This is a genomic window from Rhodococcus sp. 27YEA15 (genome assembly GCF_049739425.1).
GTDB lineage: Bacteria > Actinomycetota > Actinomycetes > Mycobacteriales > Mycobacteriaceae > Rhodococcus_F.
Genome location: NZ_JBMHHW010000001.1, coordinates 1623783 through 1642503, shown reverse-complemented (window position 1 = coordinate 1642503; position 18721 = coordinate 1623783). Strand labels below are relative to the sequence as shown.

Here is an 18721-nt window from a genome sequence, read left to right as displayed (position 1 = left end):
AATCAGGTGACAGTCGGGTGTCTGTGATTGTGCAGAGCCGTGATGATCAGTCCTGGAACGGCATTGACGAGGATCACTGCTGCCAGGAGCACTCCGGCAGCCAGGAGAGGACGCTCAGGCCACAGCGTGTCCGCCGATAGCACTCCACCGATGAGCGAGAAGATCCAGCCGAGGCGTTCCCCCGTCCGCACCTGCCGCGTTTTCGGGACGTCGAATTCTCCGTACCACCACGGAAGCCTGCTGCTCGCATTGTCCACGGACACCCGGTACATCGCCTTGCTCGAACATACCAGGGCAAAAATCACCAGAGCTGATCCGACGAGCACGTCACTCCTTCCCTGGTGCACCGATGTTCACGCCAACTCGACACGGCGTAGCCACGCGCTGCTCAAACCCTATCGGTTCGAGCAGCCGGGGATACTCGATTCGGAATCCCCAGACCGCAGGTGCCGATTTCGCCGACGAACGCCGATCTGGTCGAACAAGGTTGTCCCCGAACGATCTCGTTCGGGGACAACCTTGTCGAGCTCGGTATCGCTTACACCCGGGCTCTCTTGCGTCCGAGCAGGGTCAGAGCCTGCCCGTACGGCGATACCCTGATTTCACCGGTTGCCTTGTAATCGATGCACTGGCCCAAACGTTTCAAGAATTCCTCGATGCGCTCTGACGTGTCGGACAATTGCATGACGGTCCGCCGCTGCGAATGCTGCAAGGCAGTGGCTTTGAACTCGTAACCCAAGGTTGCAAGTTTGTCGACGTAGTGACCCGTCGCCGACACCTCGATGGTCAGGTACTGGTGTCTTGTGTTCTCCTCGAACATTTCCCGTCGTACCCGAATGACACCGACGATGTTGTTCATTCGTTTGACGAGTGCTTCCTCGGACAGGTTCGTCGGTCTCCTGAGGGTGACGACCAACCCGAGTGCACCGCCGGGTTTGAGCGAGCACCACGTCGACAGGTTCTGGATCTCCACGCTGTGCCGACGCATCAGTGTGGCCAGGCGGGCGATCGCGTCTGCGACATCGGCACACTCGATCGAGTACGTCTCGAGTTGGCGATCGCCGCCTCCGGAATTCGACAACCCCTTTGCCGAGAGTACGAATTCCATTGCGGTGTCGAGTGTCACGACATCACTCGCTACGAGGTCTCGGGTCGGTCACGCCGCTCTCACCAACACCGAGTTCGCGGAGTCGGGTTTTGTAGAGTTCGACGTTACCGAGCTTGATGTCCTCGTACCCCCGCACCATATCGGGCAACCCCGCGATCTCCACCGCCCGCTCATACCCGGCCGACAACCCCCGCGAAAGATCCGCCACGATCACCTCGTACCCCGCCAACAACTCCCGCTCCACCCGCCGCACATGCATGTACCCGAACGGATCCAACTTCGTCCCCCGAAGCCGCTTCCCCTTCGCCAACACCTTGAGCACCGAATGCGACTTCGGCCCGAACCCCATCTTCTTACTCCGACCCAACGCCCGCACGATCGGCGGATGCAACCGATACGTCACCTTCTCCCCACCCGGCACCGCCGCCGCAACCTCACCCAAAAACACCGGATCCGTCAACAACCGCGCCACCTCGTACTCGTCCTTGTACGCCGTGAACTTGTACAACCCCCGCGCCACCGCCTCACTGAACTCCGTCCGCTCCGTCACCGCCCGCTCCGCAGCCCACACCGCCTGCACCGACTCCACATACCGGGCCGCGACCTTCACCGACTGGAACCCCACCAACTGACCCGCCCGCAACCGCACCACCCGCTCCACCTCACCGGTGAAACTCGTCCCCGCGAACACAGACTCCGGAACCACCACCGGCGCCACCACCGGCGCCGCCACCGGAGCGATCACCGCATCGAACGCCGCCCGATCGGCAACCGCGACCCGACCCCACCGGAACGCCTCCACATTCGCCGCGACCGCGACCCCGTTGATCCCGATCGCCTCCTCGATCGCCGCCGCCGGAATCCGCAACCCACCACTTTGGAACGCCGCACCGATCAACAAGAAATTCGCTGCCGCCGTGTTCCCGAACAACACCTGCGCCGCCGCCAACCCGTCGAACGACTCCACCGACCGCACCACCGACTCGAGCCGCCCCATCAACTCCGCCGCCTCCGGATACGCCACACTCTTGTCGTAAACCATGTCCCCGGTCGGCGTCGGCGACGTCGACGCCACCGCGATCGTGGACCCCGCATCCCCGTACACCAAATTCTTGTTGTCCGTCGCAGTCAACAAATCGAACGCCACGATGCAATCCGCACTCCCAGGCGTAAGCCGATTCGAGGGCTCCAACACCCCAGCCGAGAACCGCAGATGCGAGACCACCGGCCCCGCCTTCTGACTCAACCCGATCTGATCGAGACTCTCCACCTCCAACCCAGCCCGCAACGCCGCCGTCGCCAACACCTGGTTCACCGTCACGATCCCGGTACCACCGATCCCCGCCAAGAACACGTTCTGCGTCGAGGTCAACTCACCGAGCACCGGATCCGCCGTCACCGGAGCCGTCGGCCGCTGCGCTTTCGCGATCTTCTTCCCCGGCACCGTCTCCACCGTGACGAACGACGGGCAATCACCGTCCAAGCACGAATAATCGGTGTTACACGAGGTCTGATCAATCCGCGTCTTACGCCCGAACTCCGTATCCACCGGCTGCACCGACAAACAATTCGACTTCACCCCACAATCACCACAACCCTCACACACGGCCTCGTTGATGACCACCCGCGTGTTCCGCGTCGGCAACGTCCCCCGCTTACGCTGACGCCGCGCATCCGCCGCACAATGCTGATCGTAAATGAGCACCGTCACACCCTCGACCTCACGCAACTCCTTCTGCGCCTCGTCCAACCGGTCCCGATGCCACAACTTCGTGCCCTTGGCCAACGCCCGCTTCTCGTGCCGCTGCGGCTCGTCCGCACAAATGATCACCCGCGCCACACCCTCCGCCGCGAACTTGTGCGTCAACGCCGCCACCGACAAAGCGCCCTCCGCGTCCTGCGCCCCCGTCATCGCCACCACATCGTTGTAGAGCAACTTGAAGGTGATGTTCACCCCCGCCGCGACACACGCCTGCACCGCCAACTGCCCCGAATGGAAAAACGTGCCGTCCCCCACGTTCTGGAACACGTGCGGCACATCGGTGAACGGTGCCTGCCCGATCCACTGACTGCCCTCACCACCCATCTGCGTCAACCCCGTCACCGCACTGTCGCCGCGCCCCGACATCGTCACCAGGATGTGGCAGCCGATACCACCGCCGGCGATCGAGCCTTCCGGGATCGCGGTGGAACGGTTGTGCGGGCAACCACTGCAAAAATATGCAGTCCGCTTCGCCGACAACACATTCAACGTCAACGGCGCAGGCAACGTCCGCGTCATCTCCACATGCCCCTCGAGCACCCGGCGCAACGGGGCCAGCAACCGGCCGGCCGTCAGTTCGCCACCGGCAGGCACCAGGTCGCGGCCGTCGAAGTCGAGCTTTCCGGCCATCCTGGGGGCGCCGGGCATCCCGTAGAGAACCTCGCGGAACTGGTTCTCCAGGAAAGCCGTCTTGTCCTCGACCACCAGCAACTGATCGAGCCCGAGCGCGAACGAGCGCACGGCGTCCGCGGACACCGGATACGTCATACCGACTCGCAACAAACTGATGCCCGCTGCCCGCAGCGCGTCGTCGTCGACACCGAGGTCGGCCAGTGCCTGCCGAACGGAATCGAAAGTCGTACCAGTGGCGGCAATTCCGAACTTTGCGCCCTCCGGATCAACCTCGACGACATCGAGATTGTTCAGCGAGCCGTACGCCTGCACGACCTTCCAGCGCGGACCGACCAGATCCGCTTCGGCAGCCAGAATCCGATCCGGTGCCACCGCCATCGGACGCTGGGTGTACACGAAAGGCCGACCGTTGTGTTCGACCGTCGGAACCGTGATCGACAGGTTGTCCATGGCGTCGGGCAGGACTTTCCACGCGCCGTCGGCCACATCAGCGACGATCTTGACCGCGACCACACACCCGGACGCACGAGAGAGCGCAACCGCGTGCATGCCCATCGTGATGATCTCTTCCGCGTTGCGCGGGAACAACACCGGAACACCGAGCGCAGCCAGTGAGCGCTCACTGACGGCCGGAACGGTCGACGATTTCGACGCCGGATCGTCGCCCACCATCAACACGACGCCCCCCTTGGGGTTGACCCCGTAGATATTGGCGTGGCGGATCGCGTCGGTGGCGCGGTCGACACCTGGCCCCTTGCCGTACCAGACGCCGATCACACCGTCATGACGCGCTGCGGCCGGGTCCAGAGTGGCCTGACTGCCCCATACGGACGTCGCTGCCAATTCCTCGTTGACTCCGGGCGTGAAACGAATATCGTTCTCGTCCAATACATCACGCATACCGGCTAGCATTCGATCCACACCACCGAGCGGACTTCCCTGATAGCCGGAAACAAACGTCCCGATATTGTCACCGCTCGCGAGATCCCTCTTGTGCTGCTCTACCAGGAAACGCGCAATCGCCTGAACACCGGTGAGCAGGGTGGGTCCGGACCCCGGTCGGTACCGGTCGTCGAGATCGTAGGGCTGGGCTGGGCTGTTCGTAACAGATGCAGTCATGACGGCGCATCGTCCAATCTGTCGGCCGTTCGAGGGGAACGGAGGTGAGGCCTGTGCGAACGGGTCGCGTTCGAACCCCACCGATTCGGCCGGGTTCGTCAGAGGTTGCGCGTAGAGCGCGGTCGGGTGACGCGAGTTACGAGCGGGGAGTCCAGATGGAACTCAACCGGCCGATTTCGCGAATTCTTTGCTCGGCCAATCGGTCGGCGGCTGCAGCAGTGGTCGTGTCGTCACCGGCTGCGCGTTCGAGCACCATCAGCGTCGTCTCGAAAATTCGGGTAGCCCGCAGTTTCGCGCGATCGAAATCGAAACCGTTCAATTCGTCGGCGACCTGAATGACTCCACCGGCGTTGACACAGTAGTCGGGCGCATAGGTAATGGCCCGGTCTTTCAGCAGCTTGGCAACACCGGAATGGGCGAGCTGATTGTTGGCTGCGCCGCAGACTATCCGCGCACTCAGCACCTCGACGACATCGTCGGTCAACGCTCCACCCAGCGCGCACGGTGCATACACGTCGAGTTGCTCGCGGATCAGTTCGTCGACGGTGTCGACGGTACGGATGTCCGGAAATGCCGACACGAGAGCGTGCACGGCAGGCTCGTAAGGATCGGTCACCACGATATCGGCGCCTTCCTCCACGAGGAGTTCCGCCAGATGGCGTCCCACTTTGCCCACACCCGCGATGCCGACGGTACGGCCGGAGAGTGACGCATCGCCCCAGACATGCTGAGCCGACGCCCGCATGCCCTGGAAAACGCCCCACGACGTCAGGATCGACGAGTCTCCGGCACCGCCGTGCGCGAGTGAGCGACCGGTGACGTAGGAGGTTTCCCGTCCGACGACATCCATGTCCGCACTGAATGTTCCGACGTCGCAGGCGGTGTAATAGCGCCCGCCGAGAGTTTCGACGAAACGACCGTAAGCCCGCAGCAGGGCTTCGGACTTCAGATCGTTCGGGTTTCCGATGATGACAGCCTTGCCGCCGCCCAGATCGAGGCCGGCGAGCGCGTTCTTGTAGGCCATACCCTTGGAGAGGTTGAGCACGTCTGCGACGGCTTCACTCTCGGTGCGGTACGGGTAGAAGCGAGTTCCACCCAGTGCCGGGCCGAGCGCGGTGGAATAGATGCCGATAACGGCTTTGAGACCGGACTTCTCGTCGCGGCAGAAGATTACCTGTTCGTGATCGTGGTCGGTTATGTCGACGGCAAAGCTCGGTGAGTTCATCGTGTGTACTTCTTCCATGACGGGTGAGAGCGGGGTGGGCACTCGAGGCGAATCGGTCGGGGGGTGGTGACTGATGTCCGCCTGTTCGGCCAGAATAGCTTTGCCGGATTCATATGTGCAACAGTTTTCGGAAATTCCGAACAAACGATCTGCATTTGTTTAAAATGACTATGTCAACGTTCGCGATTTGTTCAATTCGACGTGTCTTATGATCAGGCAATCTGCTTCGCAACCGGGTAACGTGTGGGTGGCGACATCAGCAGGGCGATTCCGCGCCCGTTCAGGAGGGAATTGATGAGCGACGATTTTTCCTCGAGCGGTCTCGACGACATCGACCGAAGCATCCTGTCATTGCTTCACACCGACGCTCGTATCTCGGTTCGGGCTTTGGCGCGCGCCGTGGGAATGTCGGCAGGTGCTGTCGGCGAAAGAATCGAACGCCTCGAAACCCGCGGTGTCATCACCGGCTATCGAGCAGAAATCAACTACGCAGCCCTGGGGCTCAAACTCGAAGCACTGATCGGCCTCGAACTCACCGAACACAAATCGGTGTTCGAATCGATGGCAGTCCTACGCGAACTCGACGAAGTGGTGAGCGTGGAGTTGGTGACCGGCAAGTGGGATCTCGTTGCGAGAATCAGAGTCCGCGATCACGAGCATCTCAAGAACGTGCTCACCGAATCGGTCTGGAAATTGCGCAGCCTGGGCCACAGTGAGTCGATGATCGTTCTCGAAAGCCACACCACATCCGCTCCGCCGACTTGATGCGAATTTCTCATAAGTAGCCCTCATCTGCACAGATCAAAATAACGTACCGGTCGGTCTGCCAACTCGTCGATTCGAGCAGGTCCGTCGGTAAAACGTAGCTCACCACTTTGCAAAGTCATGGTGTTAATCTCCCCTTGCTCGGTCTCTCTCTCCAGCGGGATCGAAGGAACACCACTACACGCGCTCCCCCGGAATCACACTGTTCCGAATCAATAGGAGCGCCTGACGGAAAGAACTTTCATCACATGACGCGTATTGCCGTGCGTACCGCCGTTCTGGCCGGTATCACCACCCCGCTCCTTTTCCTCGCTCCCGCCCTCGCCTCTGCGGAGACCACGTTTGCCGTTACCGCGAACAACACCGATCGAACGGTCACGGTCACACCGACCGAGGACGAAAACGGTCTCAAAGAGTGCGAGTTCAAGCTCAGGAACGCCGCGGACAAGACTGTCGAGGAAAAGAAGGTGAAGTACGTCAAGGACGGCATCGCTGTCGGCGCCCTCACATTCGCACCTGTCGCCTACGGCGAGTACACGGTCAAGATCGAATGCGAACCCGTCGTCGGTAAGTCGAAGATCAAACTGACCACCGCATCGGTCAGCATCGTCGAAGCACCGGTCACGACCCCGCCGGTCACCACCCCGCCGGTCACCACTCCGCCGGTCACCACCCCGCCGGTCACCACCCCGCCGGTCACTCCCGGTAACCCCGGAACCGGATCCGCGGACATCGGAAACTTCTTCAAGTCGATCTTCGGCAAGGTCACCCAGCTCAGCCAGAGCTGATCCACCGTCTCGGCCGGGCCGGAACTCGTTCGTCACGAATGAGTTCCGGCTCGATTTCGCGTACACCCACGAAGGAATACATCCGTGAAAGCAGCATCGGCCGTTGTGGCCCTGTCCTTGACCGTCAGCGCTTTCGCGGTCAGTGGCGCGCACGCAACTCCGCTACGCACCGCAGTCGACGCCTCATCGTGGGAACGTCTGTGCACGCCGAAGAACAAGGGCCTCGAGGAACTGTCCGGCTTGACGATCTCCGATGGAAAGATCTACGCGATCGGGGACAGCGGCACCGACGACCGTGTCGCCGAACTGACGAATCAATGTGATGTCGCACGGTGGATTTCGGTTCCGGTCCCGCGAACCGACGTCGAGGACCTGGGTTCGACACCTGACGGAACACTGTGGCTGGCCGATATCGGGGACAACAAGTCGGTTCGATCGAACATCGCGTTGATCCCGATGTCGAAGGCCGGCACTACCAGCGGTACCCGCCGTCTGATGTATCCGGACGGCGCCCACAACGCCGAAGCGCTACTCATCTCACGTACCGGAACGCCGGTAATCGTGACCAAGGATTTCAGCGGCACCGCCGGTGTCTACGTCCCGGCGAGCGCTACGACTGTCGACCAACTCAGTAACTCGGTCGTCAATCCGCTTCGCAAGGCAGGCTCGATCACCTTCTCACGCACGACAACTCCCGGCGGTTACAAAGGTTCCGACGGGACGATCGCCGTCACCGGTGGTGCAGTCAGCCACGACGGCACCGTCGCCGCACTACGCACCTACTCGGATGTGTATCTCTATTCCGCTCCGGACGGCGACCTCGTCTCGGCATTGACCTCATCGACTCCCGTTCGAGTTCCGCTCCCCAGCCAACCTCAAGGCGAAGCGATCGCCTTCACAGCCGACGGTGATCTTCTCAGCGGATCGGAAGCCAACGGCGGTTCACTTCCGCCGATCCTGATTCTGCGCGGTGCAGCCGACCTCGTACGCCCCGGCGACGGCGGCACGGGCGGCGGAACCGGCGGTTCGACAGATCGCCTCCCGTCACTGTTCGGCTCCTGATACTCGACCCGCTTTCCCCTCCCACGCCGACTCGCGAAGTAGCCGAAGTCCGTTGAGGGCCACGATGACGGTCGAGCCTTCGTGGCCGGCTACGGCCAGGGGAAGCGGGAGAGATCCGATCACGTCCCAGCTGACGAGCGCCACGATGAAGGTCCCCGCGATCACGAGATTGGCGAGAACCAATCGGCGCGCTCGTCGCGAGAGCGCAACGAGTGCGGGTACCGCCGACAGCTCGTCTCGCAGAACTACTGCGTCTGCGGTGTCGAGAGCGAGGTCGGATCCAGCGCGTCCCATGGCAATGCTGCTGCCGGCCGCAGCCATCGCCGGTGCGTCGTTGACGCCGTCGCCCACGAGCAGCACATGGTGCCCGACCTCGGTCAGCTGACGAACCGCGTGCATCTTGGCCCGAGGCAGCATCTCACTACGCACGTCGTCGATGCCGAGATGTCCGGCAAGTTTCTTCGCGGCGCGAGAATTGTCGCCGGTGAGCATGACGGGGCCGTTACCGGTCAACGACGTGACGGCGGCCACCGTCGCTGCTGCATCGACACGTGGCCGATCCGTCAAGCCCAGCACACCGACCGTCTCACCGCCTACCGCAACCAGCACGGCGGTCAGCCCCGCAGTCTCCAGCTCGCCGACAGCTGCAGGCAACTCCGAACGTCCCGGCCTGGTGACCTCGACACGCAGACCGCCGACGATTGCCGATACCCCCACCCCCGGTGTCGAATTGAACCCTGTTGCATGATCGACCCGACCTTCCCGCTCGCGTGCAGCGGCCACGATCGCGCGGCCGAGTGGATGCTCGCTGCCCTGCTCGGCGCTCGCTGCGAGTGCGAGCACCCGATCGGCCGTGAACGGCGAATCGTCGAGAACTCGAACGTCGGTCAACCTCGGAACTCCACCGGTCAACGTTCCGGTCTTGTCGAAGGCAATGATCGTACTGTTGCCGAGTTGCTCCATGACAACCGACGACTTGACAAGCACACCGTGACGACCTGCGTTCGCGATGGCTGCCAGTAGCGGCGGCATTGTCGCCAGAACCACCGCACACGGCGACGCCACGATCATGAAGGTCATGGCCCGCAGCAGAGTCGGTTCGAACTCGGCACCCCACGCCAGCGGAACGACGAACAGCGCCAAGGTGGCCACCACCATTCCTACCGAGTACCGCTGTTCGATCTTCTCGACGAAGAGCTGTGTGGTGGCTTTTGTCGCGGAAGCCTCCTCGACCATCGTCACGATCCGCGCGATCACGGTCCGACTCGGGTCGCTCTCCACTCGAACCGTCAGCGCGCCGGTACCATTGAGTGTTCCAGAAAAAACCTTCTGCCCCTTTGTTTTCCGAGCAGGCTCAGACTCGCCGGTGATCGACGACTGGTCCACGTCACTGATTCCTTCGATTACCTCTCCGTCCGCGCCGATACGTTCGCCGGGACGAATGAGCACGATGTTCCCGATCTCGAGACGATCGGTGTCGATCGTTTCTTCGCGCCCCCCGTCGCCAAGTCGCGTCGCCTGCGTGGGCGCAAGGTCGAGTAGTCCCCGAACGGACTCCTCGGTCTTGCGAGTGGCGACCGCTTCCAACGCCCCGGACGACGCGAAGATCACGATCAAGAGTGCCCCGTCGAGGATTTGACCGATTGCCGCAGCGCCCAGCGCCGCGACGATCATCAGCAGATCCACCTCCAGCGTTCTCGATCGCAGTGCGAGCAGCCCGTCCACGGCCGGTTTCCAGCCTCCGGTTGCGTAACAACCCAGGTACAAGGTCCAGTACATCCAGGTTGGGCCACCGGAGAGTTGAACACCACAGCCTGCGAGAAACAGAGCGAGCGCAGCACTTGCCCATCGAACTTCCGGCAGCGCACAAGCTGGTGCGACGCGACTGGTGAACTCGGACGTCATGAATCCCTCGAATCAAGGAGAACTATTTGATATATGTAGACGTCTTCATATATATCATAGGTCTAAGATGTGATGCATGGGTCACGGAGCGCAGGGCACACACACTCCGGCCGCCGTGCTGGACGCGCACAGCGCAGCCGTTGTAGCCGAGGCGTTACAGGCTTTGGCGAACCCGAGCCGTCTGCTGATCCTCTCGCGGTTACGCCAGGGGCCGATCGGGGTCAACGATCTGGCCGAATCCGTGGGCATGACCCAGTCGGCCGTATCGCATCAGTTGCGATTACTGCGCGCTCTGGGTTTGGTGACCGGCACCAGGTCCGGGCGAAGTATCTCCTACAGCCTCTACGACGATCACGTCGCACAACTGCTCGACGAGGCCGTGTACCACATCGAACATCTCCGACTCGGAGGCCGGGACGAGTCTTTCCAGACGCCCTAGTTCAGAATCCGAGGGTGGAGGTGACGATCGGCAGCCCGGCCGGAGCACCGTCGTTGATCAGATCGGTGAGCGCGGCCACATCCAGATGACGCTCCACGAGATCGGCGAGCAGATCCAACTGCTGCTCGCGGACCGCGGCAACAGACGTATCCGGTGCGACGACGAAACCGGTTCCGTCGTCAGCGATGTCGCGCAAGAACTGCCGCCGGAACCGGTCGTTTTCGAGCAGCCCGTGCCAATGCGTTCCCCACACCGAGCCGCGAACACTTCCCTCCGGGGACCCCGCGGAATCGACCAGCAGCGGCCGCTCGCCGTTTCGCGTCACTCGGCCGTGATGGATTTCGTAACCGGACACCGGCACACCGTCGATGGATCCCTCGACCTGCGTCAAGATCTTGTCTCGGGCAAACTCGACATCGACATCCAAAAGCCCCAGCCCGGCTGCCGTTCCCGATCCCGACTCGATATTGTCGGTAATGGTCTTGCCGAGCATCTGATATCCACCGCATATCCCCAGTACCGCCTGACCTCGTGCGGCCCGGGCAACGATCTCCGCCGCCAGGCCACTGCTGCGCAACCATTCGAGATCGCTGACCGTGGACTTGCTACCAGGGAGTACCACCAGATCCGCGTCCCGAATGCGCGAGGGATCGGTGATCCACGAAACCGCAACACCCGGTTCGCAAGCGAGCGCCTCCACGTCCGTGGAGTTGGAGATTCTAGGCAGCCGCACCGCTGCGACGGTCAGCCACCGTTCACCGACCGGCGAGCCCGGTCTGCCGACCGGCGCATTTCCCGTGACACCCAGGGAGTCCTCGGCGTCGAGCCAGAGGTCGTCCGCGAAGGGGATGACTCCGAACGTCGGGCGCCCGGTCAGGCTGTGAAGCTGGTCCAGACCCGGCTCCAACAACGCGACGTCACCGCGAAACTTGTTGATCACGAATCCGGCGATCAGCGCCTGATCACTCGGCGACAACACCGTGACGGTCCCGAACAGATGCGCAAGTACTCCCCCGCGGTCGATGTCACCCACCACGACGACCGGTATCCGAGCCGCCTCCGCCAAGCCCATGTTCGCGAGATCCGTTGCTCTCAAATTGATTTCAGCGGGCGAGCCGGCACCTTCACAGATGACGACGTCGAACTCGGACCTGAGCGACTCCAGATCCTCGGCCACGACACCGCGCAACCACGTCCGGTGCTGCATGTAGTCACGGGCGCCGACAGTGGTCATCGCCCTGCCACGCACCACAAGCTGGGACGTGCGGTCGCTACCCGGTTTGAGCAGAACTGGATTGAACCGCACACTCGGCTCGAGTCCGCAGGCTCGCGCTTGAAGCGCCTGCGCTCGACCGATCTCGCCGCCGTCGAGCGTGACAACCGAATTGTTGGACATGTTCTGCGCTTTGAACGGCGCGACGCGGACCCCGCGGCGCGCCAACATCCGGCACAGACCAGCGACCAACACACTCTTTCCGGCATCAGAGGTGGTCCCTGCCACCAGCAGGGCACCACGGAGCACACCGGTCAAGGCAGGGTCAGGATCTCTGCACCGGTCTCGGTGACCACCAGTGTGTGCTCGAACTGCGCGGTCCACTTGCGATCCTTGGTGACGACAGTCCAGCCGTCGTCCCAGATTTCGTAGTCGGCAGTGCCCAGGTTGATCATGGGTTCGATGGTGAAGACCATGCCAGGCTCGATGATCGTCTCGACGGACGGCTCGTCGTAGTGCAAGATGACCAATCCGTTGTGGAACGTCTCGCCGATACCGTGTCCGGTGAAATCTCGAACCACGCCGTACCCGAACCGGTGGGCGTACGACTCGATCACACGACCGATGACGTTGAGTGCACGGCCCGGCTTGACTGCCTTGATCGCACGCATCGTGGCGTCGTGGGTGCGCTCGACGAGAAGGCGATTCTCCTCGGAGACATCGCCCGCAAGGAATGTCGCGTTGGTATCGCCGTGCACCCCGTCGATATAGGCCGTGACGTCGATGTTCACGATGTCACCGTCGGCGACCACCGTCGAGTCCGGTATCCCGTGGCAGATCACCTCGTTGAGCGAGGTGCAGCAGGACTTCGGAAAGCCTTTGTAGCCCAACGTCGACGGGTACGCGCCATGATCGAGCATGTACTCGTGGGCGATGCGGTCCAGTTCGTCGGTGCTAACCCCCGGAACCACCGCCTTGCCTGCCTCCTGCAGCGCCTGGGCGGCGATCCTGCTCGCTACCCGCATCTTCTCGATTGTCTCCGGGGTTTGCACCCACGGTTCGTTACCCTCTTTGGCGGTGGATTTCCACGCGTACTCCGGCCGCTCGATCTTGCTCGGCACAGCGAGGACAGGTGACACGGTTCCAGGGACCAGTGGGGTACGCACAGACATGCCGAACAGCCTAGCCCCCGGCCTGACGATCGGCCGGGGTGGCACCGACACGTCATTTGCCTGTGTACACCACCGGCTCGAGCGAATTTCCCGGCGCGATGTGACCGCAGTTGCTGGGCGCCGGATCTCCGTTGAACCTGTTGTCGAGCCAGAGCCAGGCACCCGGAGTGAACAGTACCGCTGCCGGAATGTGACTGAGAGTGTCGTACTCGTCGTACTGGATGGGCAGACCAGCATCGCAGTAACGGATGGCGAGGCTCCGAACGTCACCGGCAATCATGATGCCGTCGCCCGGCCCGATTCCCGGCCCACCCGGGAAGGTACCTTCGATGACGCCGTTGGAACCCTGCGCGATGAACATCGGGATGGTCGGGATCTGCGCCGTACCCATGTTGATCTTGTTCACCACCTCGACGAATTCCGGCACCGACGTCGGGTCGGCGTACTCGGGCTTCACCATGGACTGCCAGGTAAGGCCCGGATACTGGAGATAGACGTTACCGATCGACGCGTCACCGAGATGCGCCAGGATCTCACGCCCGAAATCGTTGAGGTACCGATCGAAATCGATTCCGTAGGAACGGGCGATGCCGACGACAGCCATACCGACGACGCCCGACCACGCGATACTCCCGTTCGCATACGTAAGGTTGCGGGCCGGATTGACCAGCACACCGCCGACAGCGGCGCCGATCAGATTCTTGTCGACGTCCGGGGCGTAGGTAGGCGCCAGGATGGCCGACCAGTTGGATGCGATCGCACCCCCGGAATATCCGAGCAGTGCTATCTGCGCATTCTCCGAGATTCCCGCTTCCGGGACATTCTTGGCAGCGCGTAGCGAATCGAGGGTCAGCATCCCGTAACCAGGCCCGACAGCGAAGTTCGCATCCTGCCCCTCGGTGTCGGGAAGGACAACGGTGTAGCCGAGAGCCAACAGCGGGCCGAACATCCCGGCTTCGACCGAGACGAGGAGCCCTCCGAAAGCAAGATTCCGCCCGCTCGAGGTCCAACTACCCACCGGGGTCTGTCCGGCAACAGCCCGTGACGGTCCGTCCGCCGGATCCAGGGAATCGTAGGCGGACTGGAAGGACACGACTTTGTCCGGTTGCGGAACCGGCGGTCGAAGAATCGAGGTGACGTTCGAGATCGGATTCCCCGAGACGTCGGTGGATCTGTAGACCACCTGGACTGCCTGTATCGGCGTCGGAACGTTGGCGATACTGTACTGCACCGTGCGGGTTTTCAGGACCGCCCCCGGCTCGAACGACGACAACGGCGCCGTACCGTCGTACTGATAGAACGGATCGGTGACCGGCTGCGCCGACACCGCCGGTGCCGCGACGGCGGCCATGACTATTGCCGTCAGTGCTATCAACCCCCGCGCGAAAACTTTCGCTACCACGATGGCCCCCCATATTCGTGTCGCTTGTCGACGCGCATGTGCACGTGACGCGCAGCACAGCGTATGGCACGCGAGATGATTGCAACACCCCGACAATCGAGCCGGATGCCGGCGCCCGATCTCGTCCCGCCGTACCCGCAACCCGCCGCATCCAGTGGTCGGTACCGTTCGCGCACTGTGGTCGATCTGCTCGCCCTCAGCCCCGATCGGGCGCCGCCGAGTCGCCGGCTGGAAGAATATCCCGACTGACAGAATGCACAGCGGTCCAACAGTGAGGAGTCGAGGGTGCGCGTCAACTACACCGTCAACTGCTCGATCCTGCTGACCGACGTGCCGTTGCTACACCGACCGCAAGCCGCGCGAGAAGCCGGATTCGACGCTGTCGAATTCTGGTGGCCGTTCGACTCTCCGACACCACCGGACCGTGAAGTGGATTCCTTCGTCCGCGCGATCGAGGATGCAGGCGTGCAGCTGACCGGACTCAACTTCGCCGCAGGCGACATGACCGCCGGTGAGCGAGGGCTCCTGTCCGACCCGGCACACCGATCGGCATTCAACGACAACGTCGATGTGGTGATCGGAATCGGGGAGCGGTTGCAGACCACCGGGTTCAATGCGCTTTACGGAAATCGCCACGAAGAGCTGACATTTCGCGAACAAGACGAGATCGCGATCGAGAACCTCGCGCGAGCAGGACGCGCCGCCGAACGCATCGGAGCCGTCGTTCTCGTCGAACCGTTGAGCGGAATACCGCGGTACCCGTTGAAGCGCGCGAAGGACGTGGTCGATGTTCTCGACCGGGTGCAGTCGTCGACGGGAGTGACGTCGCTACGCCTTCTCGCCGACATGTATCACCTCGTCACCAACGGGGACGACATCGATACGACGGTAGAACTGTACGGCGATCGCATCGGGCACGTTCAGATAGCCGACTCCCCCGGCCGCGGTGCGCCAGGCACGGGAATCGTAGACCTCGACCGTCACCTCGCCACCCTCGTTCGCCGTGGCTACCGCGGGTTCGTCTCACTGGAGTACATCTCGAACAGCTCCGATCCGTTCGAGTGGTTACCGCACCAGGTGCGCAGGTCGGACCGAGCCGACGATTGCGCCGAACGTCGGTCACGTCGATCAGGATCTCCCACCGCCGAATGTTCGTGACGACGGGCGATCCTGATCGCCGAGGCAGACAGGCCCCCGGTTACGTGGTTCAGCTCGAGCTGAGTCCGGCCAGAAACCCGCGGAGCGGAGCAAGCACGTCGTCCACGCTCGAGACCGATGCGCTTCCCCCGAGCTTCACGACCACGGTGTCACTGAACTTGCTCTTGTTGTTGTCCTTGCATTCCCAGTTCACCGTGTAGGTTCCCGCAGCGTACGGCCCGAAGGTGATGTCCTCGACGGGAGCGCCCTTCTTGTAACTCGCCTCTTCCTTGGCAACACGCTTGTCGGCCTCGTCGTAGATCTTGAACGAACATTCACGCAAACCGTTTTCATCGGCTTGCGGCGTCACGACGATGGTCAGATCCTTGTTCCCCTCGACGGTAACCGTCGGCGCCGCACTGGCGATACCCGCCGACAGCAGCAACAGTGGAGCTGTCACAGCAGCGATGACAGACGTGCGGATCATAGCGCGATTCATGAATTCCTCAATCAAGTACGAAGGCCGGGCAGACGGTCGGGCTCCGCTGAAATACGTCGGTCGACAAATACCCCGAACTGCATGAGCCGGACCCAACTTAGCAGAGTTTTTACCAATTTGTTAGGTAAACATTACCAAAACTGTGGAGTTCGACTTTCCACTCGAACACGGCTGGCACGATGCCCGATCACGCAGCTGCCCTGATCGCAAAATAGCCGGCCAGAGACCAACTTTCGTCAACGGTGCACACCTGGATACTCAGGACGCGCACCACCGGTCCACAGTTGCGGACGGCGAGAAACACCTGCAGCTGACTCCCGACGACGGCGCAGCGCCCGGTGAGCGCCAGAACACGCGTCGGACTCGTCCGCCGTACTGCGCGGCGGCGCATACGCGCAGCGCAGGTCTGCACGGACAAGCAGCCAGAGTATAAGGTAAACCTAACTTACTTTGGAGGTTGCTCGCAGTGCCGATCCCCGCCCTACGTGAGTGCGACGACGCTGTGCCCGCAACGGATCACTTCCCACCCGCGGACGCCGAACGCGCCGTCCCGCCGCCGTTTCGCCTCACGACGAAGGTCGTCGAGACCGAACACGTCACTCGATGGCCGACACACGCTCACGTCGAACACGAATTGATCTGGTCGGACCGTGGGGTCGTGAACATGATCATCGACCACCAACTGTGGACCGTGACACCCGGCGTCGGACTCTGGATTCCCCGCGGAATACTCCACGAAGGCCAAGCGAATCCGCACGTCGCATTTCGCGCAACACTGTTCGCGCCAGAACTGTGGACAAGAATCTGGAGCGAACCGTGCATCGTCACGCTCAGTGAAGCCGTACGCGTACTTCTCTTGCATCTGGCCCGAAACCCGATGCCCACCGATCAACGCCTACGTGCGCAACAGGTGTGCATCGATCTACTCACCCCCGCTCCGGCATCCCACTTCGAAGTACCCATCCCCCGAGACCCGAGGATCCGGGTCCTCGTCGACGGCGTCGTATCGGATCCGGCGGACGACAGGTCACTCGATCAATGGGCACACGTCCTGAACGTGAGCAGGCGGACAGTGACCCGGATATTCGCGGCAGAGCTGGCAATGAGCTTTGCCCAGTGGCGAACACTGATCCGAATGAACAGCGCCCTCGGCATGCTCGGTAACGGAATGAGCGTCAACTCTGTCGGTCGCCGCGTGGGCTATCGGACGTCGAGTTCGTTCATCGCCGCGTTCCGTAAGACTGTGGGGCACACACCGGGCTCGTGGCCTGTTGCCGACATCTGATGACCCCTTCGCTACACCACCACACTCTAGATTCGACGAAGCAACGCCGTTGCGCACAGCCGCAACCGCGGGTGCTTCAGACGTTTTCCGATTCAGCACAAGGAGTTTCACGTGTTCACAACCCTCGGTTCGAGGAGTCGCCGCCGGCGGAAGGGATGGGTCGCCCTTACCGCGGCAGCCATCACCCTGACGTCGCTGACCGCGTGCAGCCCGTCGTCCTCCGACAGTGACCGCACAACGGCATCGTCGTCGGCTGTCGAGGACGGCGCATTTCCCGTCACCGTAGAGCACGCCTTCGGTGAAACCACCTTCGAGCGGGAACCCGTCCGGATTCTCACGCTGGACTCGGCCGCCACCGACACCGTCGTAGCCCTCGGCATGACACCGACGTCGATGCAGCGTGACGGCTGGGCCGGCGACGACGACGGATTCCTGCCATGGACACGAGCCGAACTCGAGCGGACCGGCAAAACTCTTCCCACCCCGGCGTCGTACTATTCCGACTCGGGTGAACTCCTCTTCGAACAGATCCTCGGCGCCGCTCCCGATGTGATTCTCGCCCCGTACTCTGGATTCTCCCGTACCGACTACGAGCGATTGAGTACCATCGCCCCGACCTTGCCGTATGCCGACCGCCCGTACCAGCCCACATGGCAAAACCTGACAACCGACGTCGGCAAGGCGCTCGGCCGCGGTGCCGCAGCCGAAAAACTTGTGAAAACCACCGAAAACACACTGGCACAGCAGAAATCCGAACATCCGGAGTTCGCCGGTGTCCGCTTCGTGTTCGGTTCGTACATCCGCGACGGCGAAACCGAGACCGCAATCTACGGTCCGGCCGATCCGCGCGTGCAGTTGGTGGAAAACCTCGGTCTGACCATCGCCCCTGACGTCGTCACCGGCAGCAAGAACTCCGCCGGAGACTCGTTCCTGTTCGGGATCAGCATGGAAAATCTGGACACCATCGACACCGACGTCTACCTGGGCTGGGCAAGTGAGCAGTCCGAAGTCGACAGCACGGTGAACAACACTCTCTTCGCCCGATGGCCGGTGATCGCCGCCGGCAAGGATCTGTGGATCACCGACAACCGGCTCACCGCGGCCACCATGTACGTCAGTGTGCTCAGCATCGAGTGGGCAGTGGACCAACTGGTCCCGCAACTGTCGGCACTCGTCGAGAAGTAACGCTTGAATCCCGCACCGCCCC

The 18721-nt window shown here is 62.3% G+C and carries 17 protein-coding genes; 7 read left to right on the top strand and 10 right to left on the bottom strand.

Features of this window, described 5'->3' with window-relative positions:
• Positions 1-2 precede the first annotated feature (2 nt).
• The 4 genes from ABH922_RS07580 to ABH922_RS07565 form a co-directional block, all read right to left on the bottom strand.
• Positions 3-326 (bottom strand): hypothetical protein, encoded by a 324-nt coding sequence (locus tag ABH922_RS07580; RefSeq protein WP_424806328.1) that lies wholly within the window; start codon positions 324-326, stop codon positions 3-5.
• A 212-nt stretch (positions 327-538) separates the two neighbouring features.
• Positions 539-1126: a hypothetical protein gene (locus tag ABH922_RS07575; protein WP_424806327.1), complete on the bottom strand. Its 588-nt coding sequence runs from the start codon at positions 1124-1126 to the stop codon at positions 539-541.
• Positions 1127-1130: 4 nt separating this feature from the next.
• Positions 1131-4622 carry an indolepyruvate ferredoxin oxidoreductase family protein gene (locus tag ABH922_RS07570; RefSeq protein ID WP_424806326.1) on the bottom strand — a complete coding sequence of 1164 codons (3492 nt, stop codon included), beginning with the start codon at positions 4620-4622 and terminating at the stop codon, positions 1131-1133.
• A gap of 136 nt (positions 4623-4758) precedes the next feature.
• Positions 4759-5847: a Glu/Leu/Phe/Val family dehydrogenase gene (locus ABH922_RS07565; RefSeq protein ID WP_424806325.1), complete on the bottom strand. Its 1089-nt coding sequence runs from the start codon at positions 5845-5847 to the stop codon at positions 4759-4761.
• Between the two features lie 294 nt (positions 5848-6141).
• Between ABH922_RS07565 and ABH922_RS07560 the strand changes: the two genes are divergently transcribed.
• From ABH922_RS07560 to ABH922_RS07550, 3 genes are all read left to right on the top strand, one after another.
• Positions 6142-6612: an Lrp/AsnC family transcriptional regulator gene (locus tag ABH922_RS07560; protein WP_424806324.1), complete on the top strand. Its 471-nt coding sequence runs from the start codon at positions 6142-6144 to the stop codon at positions 6610-6612.
• 248 nt (positions 6613-6860) lie between these two features.
• Complete coding sequence (locus ABH922_RS07555) at positions 6861-7400, top strand: hypothetical protein (protein WP_424806323.1); 540 nt, start codon at positions 6861-6863, stop codon at positions 7398-7400.
• Positions 7401-7484: 84 nt separating this feature from the next.
• The gene (locus ABH922_RS07550; protein WP_424806322.1) at positions 7485-8462 is read left to right on the top strand and encodes a hypothetical protein; all 978 of its coding nucleotides are present in this window, start codon (positions 7485-7487) and stop codon (positions 8460-8462) included.
• Here ABH922_RS07550 and ABH922_RS07545 read toward each other — a convergent pair.
• Complete coding sequence (locus tag ABH922_RS07545; RefSeq protein WP_424806321.1) at positions 8445-10367, bottom strand: heavy metal translocating P-type ATPase; 1923 nt, start codon at positions 10365-10367, stop codon at positions 8445-8447. The two genes, ABH922_RS07550 and ABH922_RS07545, sit on opposite strands and share 18 nt — an antisense overlap.
• A 76-nt stretch (positions 10368-10443) precedes the next feature.
• Between ABH922_RS07545 and ABH922_RS07540 the strand changes: the two genes are divergently transcribed.
• On the top strand, positions 10444-10806 hold the full coding sequence (locus tag ABH922_RS07540; RefSeq protein ID WP_424806320.1) for an ArsR/SmtB family transcription factor: 363 nt from the start codon (positions 10444-10446) through the stop codon (positions 10804-10806).
• Between the two features lies 1 nt (position 10807).
• Here ABH922_RS07540 and ABH922_RS07535 read toward each other — a convergent pair whose 3' ends face one another.
• Genes ABH922_RS07535 through ABH922_RS07525 form a run of 3 tightly spaced genes read right to left on the bottom strand, consistent with a single transcriptional unit; the run spans position 10808 to position 14542 of the window.
• A complete protein-coding gene (locus tag ABH922_RS07535) occupies positions 10808-12337 on the bottom strand; it encodes a cobyric acid synthase (protein ID WP_424806319.1) in 1530 nt (509 codons plus the stop codon).
• On the bottom strand, positions 12334-13191 hold the full coding sequence (map, locus tag ABH922_RS07530; RefSeq protein WP_424806318.1) for a type I methionyl aminopeptidase: 858 nt from the start codon (positions 13189-13191) through the stop codon (positions 12334-12336). The genes ABH922_RS07535 and map overlap by 4 nt, the downstream gene beginning before the upstream one ends.
• Positions 13192-13243: 52 nt before the next feature.
• Positions 13244-14542 (bottom strand): lipase family protein, encoded by a 1299-nt coding sequence (locus tag ABH922_RS07525; protein ID WP_424809600.1) that lies wholly within the window; start codon positions 14540-14542, stop codon positions 13244-13246.
• Between the two features lie 336 nt (positions 14543-14878).
• Here ABH922_RS07525 and ABH922_RS07520 point away from each other — a divergent pair, with 336 nt between their 5' ends.
• Positions 14879-15751: a hydroxypyruvate isomerase family protein gene (locus ABH922_RS07520; RefSeq protein WP_424806317.1), complete on the top strand. Its 873-nt coding sequence runs from the start codon at positions 14879-14881 to the stop codon at positions 15749-15751.
• 49 nt (positions 15752-15800) lie between these two features.
• On the opposite strand, the gene ABH922_RS07515 is transcribed toward ABH922_RS07520, so the two are convergent.
• Both ABH922_RS07515 and ABH922_RS07510 read right to left on the bottom strand, forming a co-directional pair.
• Positions 15801-16229, bottom strand: coding sequence for a hypothetical protein (locus ABH922_RS07515; RefSeq protein WP_424806316.1), 429 nt, complete (start codon positions 16227-16229; stop codon positions 15801-15803).
• Between the two features lie 187 nt (positions 16230-16416).
• Positions 16417-16647: a hypothetical protein gene (locus tag ABH922_RS07510; RefSeq protein ID WP_424806315.1), complete on the bottom strand. Its 231-nt coding sequence runs from the start codon at positions 16645-16647 to the stop codon at positions 16417-16419.
• Positions 16648-16695: 48 nt separating this feature from the next.
• Here ABH922_RS07510 and ABH922_RS07505 point away from each other — a divergent pair, with 48 nt between their 5' ends.
• Both ABH922_RS07505 and ABH922_RS07500 read left to right on the top strand, forming a co-directional pair.
• The gene (locus tag ABH922_RS07505) at positions 16696-17514 is read left to right on the top strand and encodes an AraC family transcriptional regulator (protein WP_424806314.1); all 819 of its coding nucleotides are present in this window, start codon (positions 16696-16698) and stop codon (positions 17512-17514) included.
• Between the two features lie 111 nt (positions 17515-17625).
• The gene (locus ABH922_RS07500; RefSeq protein WP_424806313.1) at positions 17626-18699 is read left to right on the top strand and encodes an ABC transporter substrate-binding protein; all 1074 of its coding nucleotides are present in this window, start codon (positions 17626-17628) and stop codon (positions 18697-18699) included.
• Positions 18700-18721 lie beyond the last annotated feature (22 nt).

Coding starts and splice junctions, on each gene's coding strand:
- ABH922_RS07570 (WP_424806326.1), bottom strand. CDS start 4,622: ATGACTGCATCTGTTACGAACAGCCCAGCCCAGCCCTACGATCTCGAC.
- ABH922_RS07565 (WP_424806325.1), bottom strand. CDS start 5,847: ATGAACTCACCGAGCTTTGCCGTCGACATAACCGACCACGATCACGAA.
- ABH922_RS07560 (WP_424806324.1), top strand. CDS start 6,142: ATGAGCGACGATTTTTCCTCGAGCGGTCTCGACGACATCGACCGAAGC.
- ABH922_RS07555 (WP_424806323.1), top strand. CDS start 6,861: ATGACGCGTATTGCCGTGCGTACCGCCGTTCTGGCCGGTATCACCACC.
- ABH922_RS07545 (WP_424806321.1), bottom strand. CDS start 10,367: ATGACGTCCGAGTTCACCAGTCGCGTCGCACCAGCTTGTGCGCTGCCG.
- ABH922_RS07540 (WP_424806320.1), top strand. CDS start 10,444: ATGGGTCACGGAGCGCAGGGCACACACACTCCGGCCGCCGTGCTGGAC.
- map (WP_424806318.1), bottom strand. CDS start 13,191: ATGTCTGTGCGTACCCCACTGGTCCCTGGAACCGTGTCACCTGTCCTC.
- ABH922_RS07525 (WP_424809600.1), bottom strand. CDS start 14,542: ATGGCCGCCGTCGCGGCACCGGCGGTGTCGGCGCAGCCGGTCACCGAT.
- ABH922_RS07515 (WP_424806316.1), bottom strand. CDS start 16,229: ATGAATCGCGCTATGATCCGCACGTCTGTCATCGCTGCTGTGACAGCT.